The sequence below is a fragment of the Mycobacterium sp. RTGN4 genome (assembly GCF_033804635.1).
GTDB lineage: Bacteria > Actinomycetota > Actinomycetes > Mycobacteriales > Mycobacteriaceae > Mycobacterium.
This window is the reverse complement of sequence record NZ_JAPZLB010000008.1, coordinates 196164-214348: the sequence shown is the minus strand read 5'-3', so window position 1 is coordinate 214348 and position 18185 is coordinate 196164. Positions and strand designations below refer to the sequence as shown.

The window sequence follows — 18185 nt, the reverse complement described above, 5'->3', positions numbered from 1 at the left end:
ACGAGAATACTATTCTCCATTATCGATAGGGTATTCTCAACATGCATCGTAGGGCAGTCTGAGCAGCCAGGAGGGGTCGAGACGTGACTGATCCCGTCCGGCTCGCGTACGCCGATCGGCAGTACACCCTGGCTGAACTCGACGCACTGACCAGCGGTATGGCGACCTCGCTCGAGCAGCGCGGAGTGCGGCCCGGAGACCGCATCGCGCTGATGTCGTCCAACCGCCCCGAGTTCGTCATCGCGCTGCGCGCAACCTGGAACGTGGGCGCCGCCGTCGTCCTGCTGAGCTCGGCATGGAAGCGGGGCGAAGTCGAGCACGCCCTCGCGGTGACCAAACCCAGCCACGCCGTCGGTGACCATCCAGTGCTCGCCGAAGCGATGCCCATGCTGCACCTGGACGAACCGATTACGCCCAGCGCCCGCGAGTTCGCGGCGCCGGACCCCGACGCAGACGCGCTGTTCGTCTTCAGTTCCGGTACGACGGGCCTGCCGAAGGCGGCCAGGCACACCCATCGCGCCTTCGCGGTGGCAGTCGCCCACTGGCGGGCCGCACTGGAGCTGTCCTCGACCGACCGCATGCAGATCATGACGCCGCCCTCGCACATCCTCGGGCTGCTGAACATCGCGACCGCACTTGACGCCGGAGCATGGATCCGGCTGCATCCCAGGTTCGACATCGACACGATGCTGCGTCACGTCGAGTCGGACCGCATCACCGTCGAGATGGCCGTCGCGCCCATCGCGCTGGCGCTGGCCGCGCACCCCACGCTGGAGTCCTACGACCTGTCGTCACTGCGCTACGTCATGTGGTGCGCGACGCCCGTTGCGCAGACCGTCGCGGAAACGGTCACCCGACGGGCAGGCGTGCGTTGGGTAACTGCTTACGGGGCAAGTGAATTGCCCGTCATCGCGTGTTGCCCGATCGATGATGCGAGGCTGGATACCGTGGGTCGCCCAGTGCCCGGGGTGGACGTGCGGATCGCGTCGCTCGAGGACGGCCGACCGGTCGGGCCAGGCGCGGACGGCGAAATCCAGGTGCGCTCGGACTCGGTGATGACCGGCTATCTGCCCGACGACGCGACGGCCGAGGTGTTCAACGACGGGTACTACTGCACCGGCGACGTTGGAAACCTCGACGCCGATGGCTATCTGCGGATCACCGACCGGTCCAAGGAGATGATCAAGGTACGTGGCTTCCAAGTGGCGCCCGCCGAGGTCGAGGCGGTGCTCCACGGACATCCGGCGGTGGCTGACTGTGCAGTGTTCGGCGTGCCCGATGCGGCCGACGGCGAGGCGATCATCGCAGCCGTCGCCCGCGTGGGCCCCGTCGACGAGGCCGAACTGATCGCGCTGGTAGGCGATCGGCTTGCGTCCTACAAGCGTCCTCGCCAGGTCGCATTCGTCGAGGAGATCCCAAGGCTCCCTTCTGGAAAGGTGTTACGTCGAGTGTTGAAGGAGCAAGTGATGAGCGCCTGCGCGAAGAGCAGAGCACTCTAGTGGACGTCCGTCTGACCGCCGAACAACGGGAATTGCGGGACGCCGCCGCGCGGTTGGCGTCTGACCTCGGACCTGGGTCGGTTGCCGACCTGGACGACGACGGCCGCATCGCCCGGCTGGAGAAGACGGTCGATGCGACTGGCTGGCGCGCGCTGCGCTCGGACGAAGCGTCCGGAGTCGAAGTCGCCATCGTCGCAGAGGAATTCGCTCGCGGACTGGTAGACGTGCCGTTCACCGGCCCGGTGCTCGTCGACGATCTCGCGCGCCGACTCGGGCGTGCCGTGCCTGCGCCGACGTCGGAGCCCGAGACCGTGGATCTGACGAGAAGCCTTGCGGGAGTGGTCGAGTCGCTGGCTGAACTTGCTGAGCTCGGCGACGAGGACGCGAGCCGCTGGTACGCGCTGGCGCTGACTGCAACGACTGCGGAGCTGGTCGGTTCGGCCCGCGGCACGCTCGCGCTGGCTACGGAGTACGCGAAGGTGCGCGAACAGTACGGTGCGACCATCGGGTCCTACCAAGCCGTCGGGCACTTGCTGGCCGAGAGTCTGGCCTTGATCGAGGGCTGTGTCAGCGTGCTGCGCCATGCCGCGTGGGCCGTCGACGAGCTCCCCGTCAAGGAAGCCGTCGAGGCCGCCCGAGTGGCCAAGATCTACTGTGCGCGTTCGGCACTGACCGTCTGTGAGACGTCGATTCAGGTACACGGTGGGATCGGCAACACATGGGAATGCCTCGCGCACGTGTACCTGCGCCGGGTGCTGGCCGCCACGGAGCGGTGGCCGGTGAAGCTGGAGGAGTTGAGCATTGGACTTTCGTGATTCCCCGGAGGAAGCCGCGTTTCGGGACAAGCTGCGCGGCTGGCTGACCGAACAGAAGGGCAAGTTCCCGACCTCGGGTGACGAGTACTGGGCCAAGGCCGGTGAGTGGCACGTCGCGCTGTACGAGGCCGGCTTCTTCGGCACCTCGTGGCCGAAGGCCTATGGCGGCCAGGAGTTGCCGCCCGTGTATGACGTCATCGTGGACGAGGAGATCGCGAAGGCCGGTGCGCCTGCCCGACCCGGGTTGGGTTACCTCGTCGTCGGCCTGAGTCATCACGGCGATGAGGAACTGCGGCAACGCTTTTTGCCGGGCATGATCAACGGCACCGAGCGTTGGTGCCAGGGGTTCAGCGAGCCCGGTGCCGGTTCGGACCTTGCGTCGTTGACCACCACCGCCACCCGCGACGGGGACGAATGGGTCATTCACGGACACAAGATCTGGACAAGCTACTCCGACGTCGCCGACTGGTGTCTGGTGCTGGCGCGCACGGACAAGGACGTCCCGAAACACAAGGGCATCTCGGCGTTCATCATCTCGATGCATCAACCGGGCATCGTGCAGCGCCCGCTGAAGATGATCAGCGGCGTCACGAAGGAGTTCGGTCAGGTCGAGTTCGACGGCGCCCGCGTTCCGGTCGAGAACATGGTCGGTGCGCCTGGTGACGGTTGGAAGCTCGCGATGACGGTGGTCAGCCATGAGCGCGAACCGTCGACGCTGGGCTTCTCGGCTCGCTACGGAAAGCTGGTGCGCCAGTTGGCCGGTCGCGTCGACGGTCCTGCACCCGATGAGTTGTCGTGGGCGTGGGTGCAAACGGAGATGCTGCGACTACACGTGCGTAGGCGGCTGTCCGAGCAGCTTGACGGCATCACGCACGGGCCTCAGGGTTCGTTGGACAAGCTGCTGATGACGTGGGTCGAGCAGTCCGTAGGACACGCGACGCTGGCTACGCTCGGCACCAAGGATCCCGAGTTGTTCGGGGCGTACATGTACAGCCGCGCGCAGAGCGTGATGGGCGGTACCAGCCAGATTCAGAAGAACATCATTGCGCAGCGGATTTTGGGATTGGGCGGGCGATGAGCGCCTGCGCGAAGAGCAGAAGGATCTGAAATGTACGACATGCCAGCGGAAATCGACGTCAAGGCCGAGGGCGACCTGCGCATTATCACGCTCAACCGCCCCGACGAGCTCAACGCGGTCAACGACAACCTGCACGTCGGGCTGGCCAAGATCTGGGATGCCCTGAACGAGGACCCCGGAGCGCGGGCGGCAGTGATCACCGGGGCTGGCCGGGCGTTCTCCGCCGGCGGTGACTTCAACTACCTCGACGAATTGCGTAACGACGAAGCTCTGCGTCAGAAGACGATCAAGCATGGTCGCGACCTCGTCATCGGCATGGTGCGGTGCCGCATCCCGGTGGTGGCCGCCGTCAACGGTCCGGCCGTCGGACTCGGCTGCAGCCTGGCCGCACTCTCGGACATCGTCTACATCGCCGAGACCGCGTTCTTCGCCGACCCGCACGTGTCGATCGGCCTGGTGGCCGCCGATGGTGGGCCGCTGGTGTGGGGCTCGCAGATCAGCTTGTTGCAGGCCAAAGAGTTCGCGCTGACCGGGGTGCGCATCAAAGCTCAGCGGGCCGTCGAATTGGGGCTGGCCAACCACGTCGTCGAGGATCCGCTGGCCGAGGCCATCGCGTGCGCCAACAAGCTGCTGACGCTGCCCCAACAGGCGGTCGAAGCCACCAAGCGATTGATGAACATCCAACTCGAGAAGTCGGTCATGGCGTCGTTGGATTACGCGAATCTTGCGGAGTACGTGTCCTTCGGGACCGCCGACTTCAACAAGATCGTGGACGGGCTGATCTCCAAGAGCTGACCCCACCCCCGCCGCTCACCCCCGCGAGGTCGCGTCGTTCTTTTCACGCCGATTCAAACGGGTAACTCGTAGCTGATTCGCAGTTAGCGTCGAAAGACCGATACTGCAATCACTTTCGAGGGGGCGTGTTGATGACCGCTGCGACCAGCACCGAATTGCACGTACAGCCGCTGTCCGGGTGGACCGGGGCGTTGATCACCGGCGTGGACCTGTCCGCGCCGCTGTCCGAAGCCGACCAGGCGGTGATCCGCGCGGCGTTGCACCAGTGGAAGGTGGTGTTCTTCCGCGATCAGACGCTCGATCACGCCGCCCAAATCGCCTTCGGGGCCCAGTTCGGCGACGTCACCCCGGGCCACCCCTACGAAGGGGACTCGGCACCACCCGAATTCCCGCAGATCCATACCGTCTCACCTGCGGCGTACGACCACCGCTACGGCACCAAGTACCGGAAGAAGCAGAGCCCGAACGGTCCAGGCTGGCACGCGGACGTGACCCCGCTGATCAATCCGCCGTCGCACTCGATTCTGCGCGCGGACGTGGTGCCGCCCTATGGCGGGGACACGCAGTTCGTCAACGTCGCCGCGGTCTACCAGGGCTTGTCGGCATCGATACGGGCCTTCATCGACGACCTGCGCGCCGAACACCGTTTCGGGGCCAGCGTTTCCGCCGATCGCAGCTCGGAGAAGATCGGCGACCTGGTTCGCGCCAACCCGCTGGCCTCGGTGCATCCGGTGGTCCGGATCCATCCGGAGACCAAGGAACGGGTGGTGTACGTCAATCCGTCGTTCACGCGCGAGATCGTCGACCTCTCGCCTCGCGAGAGCCGGCACGTGCTCGACCTGCTGTTCGAGGAGATCGCGCGTCCCGAGTACGCCGTGCGGTTCAAGTGGGAACCGGGCAGCGTGGCGTTCTGGGACAACCGTGCTGCCCTGCACCTCGCACCACGCGATTTCGAACACCTTGACGGAGACCGGGTACTGCATCGCATCACCCTGGTCGGCGACGTCCCGGTAGGCCCGGACGGTCGCGAATCCGACTCGCTCGATGGCGATTTCTTCGGGCGCGCCTGACATGGCCACCGTGCTCTCCCGCGCGCGGGCGGAGGCTCGGGTCACACCGAGCACCGCCCTCGTCGACCCGCGTGCGCTCGCGGGCAAGCGGGAGCGCAGGCAGTTCGTCCCGCGCCCGTTGCAGCGTCTGCTCGGCCCGGTGCTGCTCGTTGCGCTGTGGCAGTTGCTCTCCAGCACTGGGGTATTCAACGACCGGACGGTGCCGCCTCCGACCAGAGTCGTCCAAGCAGCGGTCCACCTGATCGCCGACGGGTCGCTGCAGGAGCACCTGCTCACCAGCTTGTTGCGGGTGGGGTACGGGGCGACGTTCGGGATCGCATTGGGCCTGGTGCTGGCGTTGGTGTCGGGGCTGTCGCGGGTGGGTGAGAACTTCGTCGACGCGAACATGGAAGTGCTGCGTGCGGTTCCGAACTTCGCACTGGTGCCGTTGCTGATCGTCTGGTTCGGCATCAGCGAGGTACCCAAGATCACGCTGATCACGCTCGCGGTGGCGGTGGCGATCTACATCAACACCTTCAGCGCAATCCGCAGCGTCGACGCCGGTCTCGTCGAAGCGGCGCGGTCGTTCGGAGTCGGCCGCGCCGAGCTCATTTACCGGGTGATCATCCCCGGCTCGTTGCCTGGCTTCCTAGTGGGGCTGCGCCTCGCGCTGACCGCGTCGTGGCTGTCGCTGATCTTCGCCGAGACCATCAATGCGAAGCGAGGGCTCGGCCGGATGATGACCGACGCCCGCGAGTACTTCCAGATCGACGTGGTCTTCGTGCTGATCGGGGTCTACGCGATCCTCGGGCTCACATCGGTGCTCATCGTGCGGTTCCTGGAAGGCCGGCTGCTCACCTGGAGGCGGTCCTATGACGGTGACTGAGACGGCGACCGACACCGTCGTCGTAGCGCGAGGAGTACGAAAGACATTCGGCGACAACGTCGTTATTAACGAGCTGAACCTCGAGATCCGCAGCGGCGAGTTCGTTGCGCTGCTGGGCCGGAGCGGCTCGGGCAAGAGCACGTTCCTGCGTGCGCTGGGGGCACTCGACGGTGACTTCGAAGGCTACGTCCGGGTGCCGGAGCGGCGCGCCATCGTGTTTCAGGAGCCCCGGCTGTTGCCGTGGCAGCGGGTGTTGACCAACGTGACCGTCGGCCTGCCCGCGACCGCCGCGGTGCGGGAGCAGGGGCGTGCCGCACTGGGCGAGGTCAACCTCGCCGCGAAGGCCAAGGCATGGCCAAGGACCCTGTCCGGGGGAGAAGCGCAGCGGGTGGCGCTCGCAAGGGCGCTGGTGCGTGAGCCCGAACTGCTGCTGCTCGACGAGCCGTTCGGTGCGCTCGACGCGCTCACCCGCATCAAGATGCACGGGCTGCTGGTGGCGCTGTGCCGTCGACACGAACCCGCCGTTCTACTGGTGACCCACGACGTCGACGAGGCAATTCTGTTGGCCGACAGGGTGATCGTCCTAACCGATGGCGTCATATCGCTAGACGTCGAGGTGGAGGTGGCCAAGCCGCGGGCCAGGGATTCGCACGACTTCGCGACGTTGCGGCGCCGACTCCTTGCCGAACTGGGCGTCACCGGCGAACTCGAGCTCTGAACCGTGTCCACGGACACTTGACGAAGGACCTGAACATGTTCACTGCATCACGGTGGAAAGTCGTTGCACTGCTGATGAGTTCGCTGGTGTTGGCCGCCTGTGGGCTGTCCGACGACGAGGCGAGCACCGCGATCGACTCCGTGAAGATCGCCAACAAGGTCGACGTGCCAGCCGGTACGAAGCTCGTCATTGCGGAGCAGAACGGCACGCAGTCGCTGCCGTGGAACCTTGCCAACGCGGGGAAGGACACGCCGTATTCGGTGGAGTTCGCCGACTTCAGCGGCGGGTCCGCCGTCATCGAGGCGCTGCGCTCGGGGGCGGCCGACGTGGGGTCAATCGGCGAGGCGCCGGTGCCCATCGCGGTCGACAGCGGCGTCACGGATCTGGTGACGATCGGCCTGCAAGCCAATCCGGGCACCAGCGGCGGCTACTTCCTGGTGGCCAAGCCCGGTGGCGTCACGAAGATCGAGGACCTTCGTGGCAAGCGTGTCGCCTACCCACCGGGTTCCGGACGCCACATGATCACTGCGGCGCTGCTCAAGCAGCACGGCCTGGATCTGAAGACCGACGTGCAACCCGTGGAACTTGCTGGGGCCGAGGTGGTTCCGACGTTTGCAGCCGGCGCGGTCGACGCTGCCATCGTACTTGGCAACCAGTACTACCAGTTGGGCTCGCCGCCGATCCTCGGTGACGGCACCGGGATCAACACGGGTATCCAGAGCCTGATCGTGCGCAAGGAGATCCTCGACGATCCGGTCAAGGCGGCGGCCATCGGCGACTACGTCGGTCGGGCCATCGCTGCCAACAACTGGAAGGACAGCCACGCCGAGCAATGGATCAACGAGTACTACGTCAAACAGCAGGGCATCACGGCCGAACAGGGCAAGAAACTCTACGACGAGGACGGCCTCGCCGCCTACTATCCGATCGACCCGGCTTCGACGAAGTTGTTCCAGAGCGTCGCGGACGGCCTTTACGGCACCGGGACGACCAAGACGCACGTCGACCTCAAACCGTACGTCGACGGCCGCTACAACGACATCGTCACCGCCCAGAACCAACTCGACGGTGTGACACCAAAGCCCATCAATTCCTGACGAGAAAGGAAGTACCGCAATGACACAGGTAGTTCAGGCGATCGACGTGCGGCCGCAATCGGGCTGGACCGGAGCCGAAATTCACGGCGCCGACCTGACCAAGCCGCTGGATGGGCAGCAGGTCGCCGAAATCCGTGCGGCACTGTTGAAGTGGAAGGTGGTGTTCTTCCGCGACCAGTTCATCGACCACGACGACCACCTGCGGTTCGCCTCGGCGTTCGGGGCGCCGACGCCCGCCCACCCGCTCTTCGACTCGATCGCGGATCCGAACTACCCGACGATCTATCCGATCTTTCGCGACCGGTTCAAGGCGCGGTACGCCGACAGCCGCGGCTTTGACAAGCCGAACTGGCATGCCGACGTCACGGCCGCCGTCAACCCGCCAGCGGCTTCCATCCTGCGCGCCGAGGTGATTCCGCCGTACGGCGGTGACACCCACTGGTCGAACACCGTCGCCGCGTACGCCGGTCTGTCTGCGCCGTTGCAACGATTGGCCGACGGACTCCGTGCGGTGCACCGTTTCTCGCCACCGGAGGGCACCGCCGCCACCGAGGACTACGAGCGGAGAGTACGCCGACGGCCGCTGATCACCGAACACCCCGTCGTCCGCGTGCACCCAGAGACCGGCGAGAAGGCGCTCTACGTCAACCCGGGATTCACCACGCACATCGAGGGCGTGTCAGCACACGAGAGCCGGCGGCTGCTCGGGCTGTTCTACGACGAACTGACCCGCCCCGAGTACACCGTGCGCTTCAAGTGGGAGCCGGGCAGCATCGCTTTCTGGGACAACCGTTCCACTGTGCACCTGGCACCTACCGACCTGACCACCGATCATGACCGACGGTTGTATCGCGTGACGCTGGTGGGCGACGTTCCGCAGGGACCCGATGGCAGGCCGTCCGTCGCGCTCGACGGCGAGCCCTTCGAGGCGATCTGACCCCGGTCCCGTCGACATAGCGCTCATGGCGAGGGTCACTCGCAACTTCTCGCCGTGAGTGCTACCTCAACGGTTGGTAGATCGGCCCACGACGAACACCAGGCCCTCCCCGGGGATGTTCGGGAGAGCCTGGTGGGTTCGTGGGGTCAGCGACCCATTTGGCGATTCAGGTCGGCGATGTGGTGGGCGCCGTGGTGCGCACGCCAGCCCGGGGTGGCCGACGGGGCCGGGTGCGCCTTGACCTGCGGGCTGTACGAGTAGCCGGGGCCGGTGGGCGCCTGGGCAGCGGCGTTGGCGGTGCCAGCCAGTCCGAGGGCGGCGCCGCCGATGATGCCTGCGGAGATGATGGGCAGTGCGAATAGCCGGGTGGTCTTGGTCATTTCTTCAATCCTTCTGTCTGAGTTTGCGTTTCGTTTCTCTGCCGGGTGCGTTCCGGCGATGAGATAACTATGTCGCGAATCCAAAAGGACGTCTGTCGGGTAACTGGTGGAGCGACCGGGTGAATCCGTTGTCCACCGATCGGGGGATGCCAGGCGAGGGACTCGCGAGTGCTACACCAGCGTCGTGGTTACGGTCGCGCGAACGACACCGGTGTAGAACTCGTGAACCGTCGGCGTCAGCGGGCGATGAGCTCTTCGGAGCGCTGGACGGTGCCGGTGATCCCACTCGCGTCCTGCTGGGCCAGCAGTACCGCGGCGTTGCCCATGGCTTCGGGTGGCTCGACCATTTCCGGTGGAATCTCGAAGCCACCGCCGCCGGCCTGCCAACCCTCGGTGAGTACCACCCGCGACGGGCTGAGGCAGTTGACCGCGATGTTGTCGGGCTTCAAGTCGGCGGCGAGTCCGAGGTATAGCCGCTCGGCGGCGGCCTTGGACACCCAGTACGCGTTAGCGCCCTGGTCGATCATCGTGACGCCAGTGGTGGTGATGGCCATCAGCGAGCCGCCGCCGCGCGCCCGGACGTGGGGGATGACGGCCTTGGTGACGAGAAAGACGCCGGTGAGGTTCACGTCGAGGCAGAGCTGCCAGCGCTTCAACGGGGTGGATTCGATTGGGCCGAGCCACAATACGCCCGCGTTCGCAACGAGGATGTCGATGCCGCCGAACTCGGCGACCCCCGCCTCAACGGCCGCGTTGACCGATTCCTCACTGGTCACGTCGCACGCCACCGGCAGCGCTCGTCCGCCCGCGGCGGTGATGGCATCGGCGACCGATCCGATGGTGCCTGGCAACTTGCCCTGCTGCTCGGACCGGGCCGCGACGACGACGTCTGCGCCCGCACCAGCAAGCGACGCGGCGACCGTTGCCCCGATGCCGCGGCTGGCCCCTGCGACGAAGGCGACCTTCCCCTTCAGCGAGGCGGTCACTTGGGCGGGAACCGCAGTGCGCCATCCAGGCGGATGATCTCGCCGTTGAGGTAATCGTTTTCGATGATGCTCTGGGCGAGTTGGGCGTACTCGGTAGACCGGCCCATGCGCTTGGGGAATGGCACCTGCGGGCCCCAGTACTGCTCAAGTTGGTCGCCGGCCTTGCCGTAGGCCGGGGTGTTGATGGTGCCGGGAGCGATGGTGCATACGCGGATGCCCAACGGCGACAGGTCGCGCGCCGCGACCAGCGTCATGCCGAGCACCCCGCCCTTGGCCGCAGAGTAGGGCAGCTGGCCGATCTGCCCTTCGTAGCCAGCAATCGAAGCAGTGTTGACGATGACGCCGCGGCCGCCCTCTTCGAGCGGCTCGCTCTTGGCGATGGCGGCGGCAGAGAGTCGCATGACGTTGAACACCGCGGTCAGGTAGAACTCGATGGTCTTCTTGAAGCCGTCGAGATCCAGTGGCGACCCATCCTTGCCGATCAGTCGGCCGCCGCTTGCGGGACCGCCGTGGGTGTCCACCGAAATCCGCAGCGGCGCAAGGGCAACCGCTTCAGCTATCGCAGCGTTGACGGACTCCTCGGACGTCGCATCGGTGGGCACGTAGCGCACGCCGAGCTCGCTCTCGAGCGCCTTGCCCTTGTCGTCGGCCAGATCGGCGACGACGACCTTCGCGCCCGCATCGTGCAGCCGGCGAACGGTCGCTTCGCCCAACCCGCCCGCTCCGCCGACGACGATCGCTGAGCTTCCCGCAATCTGCATGTTGTTCCCCTTCTTGCAACTGACGCTCTCTGACTGAGAGAATAGCATTCTCATATCTGGTTGAAATGGAGTCCGCCCATGCCCGAAGCCGTCATCGTCTCCGCACTGCGCACGCCGATCGGTACCGCCAACAAGGGCACGTTGCGAGACACCGATGCCTACACGCTGGCCGACCACGTAGTTGGGGCGGCCGCTGCCGACCTGGACGTACCGGCGGGCAGGAGCGCAGCGACCGGGGAATCAACCCTGCGCGTCGACGACGTCATCCTCGGGGAGGGGTTGTACGGCGGCGGCGTCGTCGCCCGTCATGCCGCGATCACCGCCGGGCTGCAGACCGTGCCCGGCCTCGCCGTGAACCGGCACTGCGCAGCGGGTCAATCGGCAGTGCAGAGCGCGGCGGCCAGCATCCGGGCAGGCATGGACCAGCTGATCATCGCCGGTGGGGTGAATTCCGCGTCGACGTCACCACGGTTCTCCCGCATCGTCGACGGCGAGCCGGTGGGCTGGTTCCCGCCCACGCACCCCAACACCGCCGAGGCGCCGAACATGGACATGTCGATCACCGTGGGCTGGAACGCTGCGGTCACGGCGGGCGTGACGCGCGAAGAGATGGACGAGTGGGCGCTCGGGTCGCACCGCAAGGCCATCGCCGCCATCGACGAGGGTCGCTTCAAGGAGGAGCTCGTCCCCATCGAGACGCCGCACGGACTCTTCGACACCGACGAACATCCGCGCCGCGACACCACGATCGAGAAGCTCGCGTCACTGAAGGTCCTGCACCCGGAGATCGAGGGGTTCTCGATCACCGCGGGCAACGCGTGCGGCGCCAACGACGGGGCCGCAGTGCTGACCATCGCCAGTGATCGGCTCGGACTGCCCGCGCTCGGGACCGTCAAGGCCTGGGCATCGGTCGGCGTCGATCCCGCATTCACGGGGCTCGCCCCGGTCGAGGCCATCCCGAAAGCGCTAAAGCGGGCCGGTCTTTCGGTGTCCGACGTCGACCTCTTCGAAATCAACGAGGCGTTCGCGGCGATGTGCGTGGCGACCGTCAAGCTGTTGAACATCAATCCCGACATCGTCAACGTCAGCGGAAGCGGTTGCTCGCTCGGCCACCCCGTCGCTGCCAGCGGTGCGCGCATGCTGGTCACGCTGGTGCACGAATTGCGTCGCCGCGGAGGCGGAATCGGCGTCGCGGCCATGTGCGCGGGCGGCGGAATGGGCTCAGCCACGGTCATCGAGGTTCCGGCCCCATAAGCCGTAGACTCAGCGCACCTGATGACCATCGAAGAGCTCATAACCGCGGCGCGCAACGGTTCTACCCGGGCCGCCGGTCGGCTGCTGAGCCTGGCCGAGAGTGCGCGCCGCAGTGAGGTGCTGGCCGCCCTCGGCACCGACACGGCCCGCGTCATCGGCATCACCGGCCCTCCTGGGGCGGGGAAGTCGACCACGATTGCGGTGCTCGTCACGGCCTATCGGGAGCGTGGGCTACGCGTGGCGGTGCTCGCCGTCGACCCGTCCTCGCCGTACAGCGGAGGCGCACTGCTCGGTGACCGCATCCGGATGGCCGCCCACATCAACGATGACGACGTGCTCATTCGATCGGTCGCCACCCGCGGCCACCTCGGGGGATTGGCCGAGGCGGTGCCCGCCGCCATCCGGGTACTCGCGGCGCTGCGTTATGACGTCGTGCTGATCGAGACCGTCGGCGTCGGGCAGTCCGAGATCGAGATCGCCGCCGTCGCCGACCCGACCATCGTCGTGCTCAATCCCGGTGCGGGCGACGCGATTCAGGCGGCCAAGGCGGGGTTGTTGGAAGTCGCCGACATCGTTGCGATCAACAAGGCGGATCGCGACGGCGCCGACCAGACGATGCGTGACCTGCACGCGGAGACGAATGCCCCGATCCTGAAGATCGTGGCCGCGCGGAACGAAGGCATCGGCGAACTGGTGGATGCGATCGAGGCGCATCACCGCGCCGACGGCCCGGAACGGCGCGCAGCAAGGGCGCGCGCCCAGATCCTGTCGTTGGCCCAGAGCGTGCTGCGCACGCGGCCGGAGCTGGGCGCCCTCGCCGCGGAGGTGGCAGAAGGCCGGCTCGACGTCTATGCCGCGGCCGCATCCCTGTTCACCAGCACCGATGAAAAAGAGAATCACCTTTCCACTTTCCAGTAATGATGTTGTACGATTCCGTGAACGTATTCTTGTGTGTTTCAACGCTGCCTGAGGAGCCTCAATGCAGAAGGCCATCGACCCCGCAATCTCCACGTGGCCCGAGGAGAATCCCCAGCTGATCGGCAGTGGCTGCGCCGCATGCGGAGCCACGGTGTTTCCCGTGCAGTCGCACTGCCCCAAATGCAGCAAGGCCGAGATGAGTGACGTGCTCTTGCCGCGGCGCGGCACGGTGATCGCCTGGACGACGCAAGGTTTCCCGCCAGGGGCGCCCTACGCCGGACCCACCGGCAAGGACTTCGTCCCATTCGGAGTCGGGCTCGTTCAGCTAGGTGACGTGGTGCGCGTCGAGGGTCGACTCACCGAGAATGATCCTGAGAAGCTGAAGTTCGGCATGGAGGTCGAGCTCACCATGATTCCGTTCACCACCGATGCCGAAGGCAACGAGATCGTCACCTTCGCCTTCCAGCCGGTCTAGAAAGGGCTGTCCAATGAGCAATGACGTAGCCATCATCGGTGTCGGACTGCACCCATTCGGCCGGTTCGAAAAGTCGGCCGTCGAGATGGGCGCCGATGCCATTCAGCTGGCGCTCACTGACGCCGGATTGAGTTGGCAGGACATCCAATTCGGTTTTGGTGGCAGCTACGAGGTGTCCAACCCCGACTCGGTGACGCGGCTCGTCGGGCTCACCGGCATCACGTTCACCAACGTGTTCAACGCGTGCGCCACATCGGCCAGTGCCATCCAGCAGACGGCCGACACCATCCGGCTTGGCAAGTACGACATCGGCATCGCCATCGGACTCGACAAGCACCCCCGCGGCGCCTTCACCGACGACCCGGCCAAGCTGGCGCTTCCGCAGTGGTACGCGGAGAACGGACAGTTCGTCACCACCAAGTTCTTCGGCATCAAGGCCAACCACTACCTGCACGAGCACGGGATCTCAGAGGAGACGTTGGCACGGGTAGCCAACAAGAACTTCCGCAACGGCGCGAAGAACCCGAATGCGTTCCGCCGCAAGGAAATATCCGTCGAAGACATCATGGCGTCGCCGGTGCTGAACTACCCGTTGCGGCAATTCATGTTCTGCGCGCCCGACGAGGGCGCGGCAGCTGTCATCATGTGTCGCGCCGACCTGGCACACAAGTACACCGACAAGCCGGTCTACGTGCGGGCCAGCGAGATTCGGACGCGGACGTTCGGAGCGTACGAGGTGCACGCGACGTCGGCGCCGCCCGAAGCGGACGTGTCTCCAACCGTGTACGCCGCCAAGGCCGCGTACGAGGTGGCCGGCATCGGACCCGAGGACGTCGACATCGCGCAGTTGCAGGACACCGACGCGGGCGCCGAGGTCATCCACATGGCCGAGACCGGTCTGTGCGCCGACGGCGACCAGGAGAAGCTGATCGCCGACGGCGCCACCGAGATCGGCGGCGAATTGCCGATCAACACCGACGGCGGGTTGATCGCCAACGGCGAGCCCATCGGGGCGTCCGGCCTTCGCCAGATGCACGAACTGGTGCGGCAGCTGCGGGGCGAGGCAGGCGACCGTCAGGTTCCCGGCGCCCCGCGGGTCGGATTGGCACAGGTCTACGGCGCGCCGGGCACTGCGTCGGCGACCATCCTGTCGCTGTAATCACCGCGGCAGTACCCGCTGCGGTAATGCCATTCTCATGGGAATAGAGTGCGATTCATGGCTGACTTCCGCTTCGTGACGTACGAGACCCTCGACGAGGGCACGATCGCCCGCATCATGCTGAACCGACCGAACCAGCGCAACGCCCAGCAGCGCGGACTGCTCGTCGAGTTGAACGAGGCCTTCCTCAAGGCGGAGGCCGACGACAACGTCCGCGTCGTCATCCTCGGCGGAAACGGGCCGATGTTCTCCTCCGGCCACGACCTCGGGTCGAAGGACATGATGGCGGAGTACACGCCCGGACCCGACCAGCACCCGAGCTTCCGGGAGAACGGTGCGACGCGCGAAGGCGCCGAGAAACTCATCCTCCAGGAGTGGCACTACTTCTTCGAGAACACCCGCCGCTGGCGCAACCTGCGCAAGATCACCGTCGCCCAGGTGCACGGTGACGTGTACGCCGCGGCGCTCATGCTGATGTGGGCCTGCGACTTGATCGTGGCCGCGGACAACACCACGTTCGCCGACGTCGTCGGCACCCGGCTCGGCATGTGTGGTGTCGAATACTTCGCTCATCCATGGGAATTCGGGGCGCGCAAGACCAAGGAGCTCATGCTCACCGGCGACTCGCTCTCCGTCGAGGAGGCCCATGCGCTCGGCATGGTCTCCAAGATCTTCCCCGCCGACGAGTTGGCCGACAAGACGCTGGAGTTCGCCCGCCGCATCGCCAAGGTGCCGACGATGGCCGCGCTGCTGATCAAGGAATCGGTCAACCAGACGCAGGACAACCAGGGCTTCTACAACTCGCTGAACGCGTGCTTCACCATGCACCAGCTCAACCACAGCCACTGGGCCTGGGTGCACCAGGGTGGCTTCCCGGTCGCCAACGAGACTGACGGGCTTCCGAATTGGCGCGAGGCGCCGCCGGTGGTGCCCGCCGTCAAGGACAAGGTCCACTTCAACGACTGACGTCGTTCGGCGAGGGTTAAGCCTTCGTGAGCGCTCGGCCTGCACGATAGCCGAAGACCATTGCGGGGCCTAGGGTTCCGCCCGCTCCGCCGTAGGCCTTGCCGGTCACGCCCGCCATGGCGTTGCCCGCCGCGTAGAGCCCGGGGATTGGCTCACCGCTGACGTGCAATACCTGCCCGTCGGCATCGGTGCGAGGTCCACCCTTGGTACCCATCGCCCCGACGGTGACCGGGACGGCGTAGTACGGTGCCGTGTCGATGGGCCCCAGCGTCTGCAAGGCCGGGGTGGCCGCGTTGGGGTCGCCCCAGTATCCGTCGTAAGCGCTTGCGCCACGGTCGAAGTCGGGATCGACCTCGTGCTCGACGTTGTGGTTCCACGCTTCGACGGTGCGCGCCAGACCCTCGGTGTCGATGCCGGTCTGCGCGCTCAGTTCGGCGAGGTCGGCCGACCTGCGGTACCAATCGGGCGCGGGGCCGTCGGGTTCGACGCCGAGGAACCCGTACTTCTTGAGGTGTAGGGAATCGAAGACGATCCACGCCGGATCGTTGAGATAGCCGAAGCGGGGATCGAGGTGGTGGAACGGACCCGCCATCGAGTTGTACTCACCGGCCTCGTTGAGAAATCGCTTGCCCGCCCTGTTGACGATGATGCTGCGCGGACGGGTGCGCTCGAGGCGCACGCTGCGGCTGCGTTGATGCCCGTCGATGGTGTCGCCTGGCAACTGCACGATGGGTACCCACCACGCCTCGCCCATGTTCGCGAGATCGGCGCCGTGTGCCATCGCCATCCGCAGTCCGTCGCCTGTGTTGTTCGGTGGCGAGACGGGACCGTGCATGGGTCCGCGCAGGTACGCCTCGACGAGCGCCGGGTCCCATTCGAAGCCGCCGGTGCCGAGCACCACGCCGCGCCGGGCACGCACCCGGACATCCTTGCCGCCGTGGCTTATTCGGACGCCCACGATCCGGCCGTCAGCGGCGATCAGTTCGAGCGCGCGAGCCTCGGTGGTCGGCACCACGCCGAGGTCCAGCAGCCCCTTGAGTAGTCCGGCGACGAGCGCGGTGCCCGCCACGCAGTAGTCACCGTCCATGTCGTCGACGGATGCGTGGATGCGCGCCCTGGTCTCGGCGTCGATGCCGACGTTGCTGAAGTCCACTGGGAACGAGGTGATCCGGTCGCTCCACTCGCCGAGTCGCGCCAGGTCGAATGGCTTGGCGTTGTGCGAGCGCCCGCCGCTGGGCCGTCCGCCGGGCAGTTCGGGCTTGTAATCGGGGAAGCCGGCAGCAATTTCGAATTGCAGTTCACTGTGCGCCTCGACGAACTCCAACACCTCCGGCCCGGTGCGGACGAACGTCTCGACGAGTTCGGTATCCATCGCACCGAGCGACTGCGCCTCGAGGTAGCGCATGGCGTCGGCGACGGTGAGCTCGCCGTCGGGGGAGCGGTGATGTGCAGGGATCCACACGATGCCACCGGATACCGCGGTGGTCCCGCCCACCGTCTCGGCCTTCTCGTAGACCGCCACCGAGGCGCCGCCGACCGCTGCGGTGAGCGCTGCGGTAAGCCCCGCTCCTCCAGTTCCGAGCACGACGACGTCGACTTCTTCGTCCCATTCGTCGACCGAATTGACCACGCTGTCAGTCCCTTTCGCTAGCCGAGGATGTCGGACAGCCGCTTGGCCGCCGCGATGACCGCATCGCGACCGTCGAGCAGCGCGTCCTTGCGGTGTGAGATGAGGTTGATGCACGTGGGTGGCGATGGCGCCTTGCGCCGCACCGGCGCCGCCAGACCGTAGGTGTCCGGCTCGATCTCGCCGTGAGTGATCACCCAGCCCTGTTCGCGGGTGAGTGGCACCAGGTCCCGCTCTCCGGGGCGCGGCGGCATGCTGGCCAGCAGCGCGATGCCCGCCGAACCCCGCTCCAGCGGGTACCGGCTGCCCTCGTGGAAAGACAACTGATAGAAGACGAGCGTCGGCACGATCACCGCGATCGCCACCTGCTGATCGCCCTCGGCGACGAGCAGTGACACCGTCGCGCCGAGGTCGTCGGCCAACGTGCGCAGCGTCGGCACGCTGAGTGCCCGCAGGTTGTTGTCGAACGAGGCGCCGAGTACCGCCAGCGCGGCGGCCGGCCGGTACTTGCCATCCTCGCCCTTCACCACGTAGCGGGCCTGCGCGAGCGTCGACAGCAGTCGATACGCAATGGTGCGATGCACTCCGACGTGGTCGGCGACCTGTTGGGCGGTCATGCCGGACGGGGAAGCCGACACGGCCTGCAGCGCCGACAACCCCCTGGCCAGCGTCTGTGAGCCCGCCGCGAGCCGGTCGGGGGTGGGATCGACGGGGCTGCCGTTCTCCTTGACAGACGTCATCGCGAGAGTGATGCTCTATACATAGTGCACATTAGTGTGCGATAT

At 66.3% G+C, this 18185-nt stretch carries 19 protein-coding genes; 14 read left to right on the top strand and 5 right to left on the bottom strand.

The genetic code is table 11. The features are described 5' to 3' along the window. The first annotated feature begins 83 nt into the window (after positions 1 to 83). From SLQ30_RS19170 to SLQ30_RS19130, 9 genes are all read left to right on the top strand, one after another. A complete protein-coding gene (locus SLQ30_RS19170; RefSeq protein ID WP_319447802.1) occupies positions 84 to 1499 on the top strand; it encodes a class I adenylate-forming enzyme family protein in 1416 nt (471 codons plus the stop codon). Beyond that, a complete protein-coding gene (locus tag SLQ30_RS19165; protein ID WP_319447803.1) occupies positions 1499 to 2314 on the top strand; it encodes an acyl-CoA dehydrogenase family protein in 816 nt (271 codons plus the stop codon). The genes SLQ30_RS19170 and SLQ30_RS19165 overlap by 1 nt, the downstream gene beginning before the upstream one ends. Then, complete coding sequence (locus tag SLQ30_RS19160; RefSeq protein ID WP_319447804.1) at positions 2301 to 3392, top strand: acyl-CoA dehydrogenase family protein; 1092 nt, start codon at positions 2301 to 2303, stop codon at positions 3390 to 3392. Before SLQ30_RS19165 ends, SLQ30_RS19160 begins: the two co-directional genes overlap by 14 nt. 30 nt (positions 3393 to 3422) lie before the next feature. Further along, entirely contained in the window at positions 3423 to 4187 is a 765-nt protein-coding gene (locus tag SLQ30_RS19155; RefSeq protein ID WP_319447805.1) for an enoyl-CoA hydratase/isomerase family protein, read from the top strand. Between the two features lie 131 nt (positions 4188 to 4318). Beyond that, entirely contained in the window at positions 4319 to 5257 is a 939-nt protein-coding gene (locus tag SLQ30_RS19150; RefSeq protein WP_319447806.1) for a TauD/TfdA dioxygenase family protein, read from the top strand. Continuing rightward, a complete protein-coding gene (locus tag SLQ30_RS19145; RefSeq protein ID WP_319447807.1) occupies positions 5232 to 6122 on the top strand; it encodes an ABC transporter permease in 891 nt (296 codons plus the stop codon). Before SLQ30_RS19150 ends, SLQ30_RS19145 begins: the two co-directional genes overlap by 26 nt. Then, entirely contained in the window at positions 6109 to 6840 is a 732-nt protein-coding gene (locus SLQ30_RS19140) for an ABC transporter ATP-binding protein (RefSeq protein WP_319447808.1), read from the top strand. Before SLQ30_RS19145 ends, SLQ30_RS19140 begins: the two co-directional genes overlap by 14 nt. A 35-nt stretch (positions 6841 to 6875) precedes the next feature. After that, a complete protein-coding gene (locus tag SLQ30_RS19135) occupies positions 6876 to 7937 on the top strand; it encodes a PhnD/SsuA/transferrin family substrate-binding protein (RefSeq protein ID WP_319447809.1) in 1062 nt (353 codons plus the stop codon). 19 nt (positions 7938 to 7956) lie between these two features. Next, positions 7957 to 8874 carry a TauD/TfdA dioxygenase family protein gene (locus tag SLQ30_RS19130; RefSeq protein ID WP_319447810.1) on the top strand — a complete coding sequence of 306 codons (918 nt, stop codon included), beginning with the start codon at positions 7957 to 7959 and terminating at the stop codon, positions 8872 to 8874. A 146-nt stretch (positions 8875 to 9020) separates the two neighbouring features. Here SLQ30_RS19130 and SLQ30_RS19125 read toward each other — a convergent pair whose 3' ends face one another. From SLQ30_RS19125 to SLQ30_RS19115, 3 genes are all read right to left on the bottom strand, one after another. Continuing rightward, positions 9021 to 9254 carry a hypothetical protein gene (locus tag SLQ30_RS19125; protein WP_319447811.1) on the bottom strand — a complete coding sequence of 78 codons (234 nt, stop codon included), beginning with the start codon at positions 9252 to 9254 and terminating at the stop codon, positions 9021 to 9023. Positions 9255 to 9490: 236 nt separating this feature from the next. After that, positions 9491 to 10240: an SDR family NAD(P)-dependent oxidoreductase gene (locus SLQ30_RS19120; RefSeq protein ID WP_319447812.1), complete on the bottom strand. Its 750-nt coding sequence runs from the start codon at positions 10238 to 10240 to the stop codon at positions 9491 to 9493. After that, a complete protein-coding gene (locus SLQ30_RS19115; RefSeq protein WP_319447813.1) occupies positions 10237 to 11001 on the bottom strand; it encodes an SDR family NAD(P)-dependent oxidoreductase in 765 nt (254 codons plus the stop codon). Before SLQ30_RS19115 ends, SLQ30_RS19120 begins: the two co-directional genes overlap by 4 nt. A 78-nt stretch (positions 11002 to 11079) precedes the next feature. Here SLQ30_RS19115 and SLQ30_RS19110 point away from each other — a divergent pair, with 78 nt between their 5' ends. The 5 genes from SLQ30_RS19110 to SLQ30_RS19090 all read left to right on the top strand — a co-directional run bounded on the left by SLQ30_RS19110 (position 11080) and on the right by SLQ30_RS19090 (position 15773). Further along, on the top strand, positions 11080 to 12255 hold the full coding sequence (locus tag SLQ30_RS19110) for a thiolase family protein (protein WP_319447814.1): 1176 nt from the start codon (positions 11080 to 11082) through the stop codon (positions 12253 to 12255). A 21-nt stretch (positions 12256 to 12276) separates the two neighbouring features. Further along, positions 12277 to 13173 carry a methylmalonyl Co-A mutase-associated GTPase MeaB gene (gene meaB, locus SLQ30_RS19105; protein WP_319447815.1) on the top strand — a complete coding sequence of 299 codons (897 nt, stop codon included), beginning with the start codon at positions 12277 to 12279 and terminating at the stop codon, positions 13171 to 13173. A gap of 61 nt (positions 13174 to 13234) precedes the next feature. Continuing rightward, complete coding sequence (locus tag SLQ30_RS19100; RefSeq protein ID WP_319447816.1) at positions 13235 to 13648, top strand: Zn-ribbon domain-containing OB-fold protein; 414 nt, start codon at positions 13235 to 13237, stop codon at positions 13646 to 13648. 13 nt (positions 13649 to 13661) lie between these two features. Then, entirely contained in the window at positions 13662 to 14807 is a 1146-nt protein-coding gene (locus tag SLQ30_RS19095; RefSeq protein WP_319447817.1) for a thiolase family protein, read from the top strand. 57 nt (positions 14808 to 14864) lie between these two features. Further along, complete coding sequence (locus tag SLQ30_RS19090; RefSeq protein ID WP_319447818.1) at positions 14865 to 15773, top strand: enoyl-CoA hydratase; 909 nt, start codon at positions 14865 to 14867, stop codon at positions 15771 to 15773. A 16-nt stretch (positions 15774 to 15789) separates the two neighbouring features. Here SLQ30_RS19090 and SLQ30_RS19085 read toward each other — a convergent pair whose 3' ends face one another. Both SLQ30_RS19085 and SLQ30_RS19080 read right to left on the bottom strand, forming a co-directional pair. Beyond that, complete coding sequence (locus SLQ30_RS19085) at positions 15790 to 17403, bottom strand: FAD-dependent oxidoreductase (RefSeq protein ID WP_319447819.1); 1614 nt, start codon at positions 17401 to 17403, stop codon at positions 15790 to 15792. Positions 17404 to 17420: 17 nt separating this feature from the next. Beyond that, a complete protein-coding gene (locus SLQ30_RS19080; protein ID WP_319447820.1) occupies positions 17421 to 18140 on the bottom strand; it encodes an IclR family transcriptional regulator in 720 nt (239 codons plus the stop codon). Between the last annotated feature and the right edge of the window lie 45 nt (positions 18141 to 18185).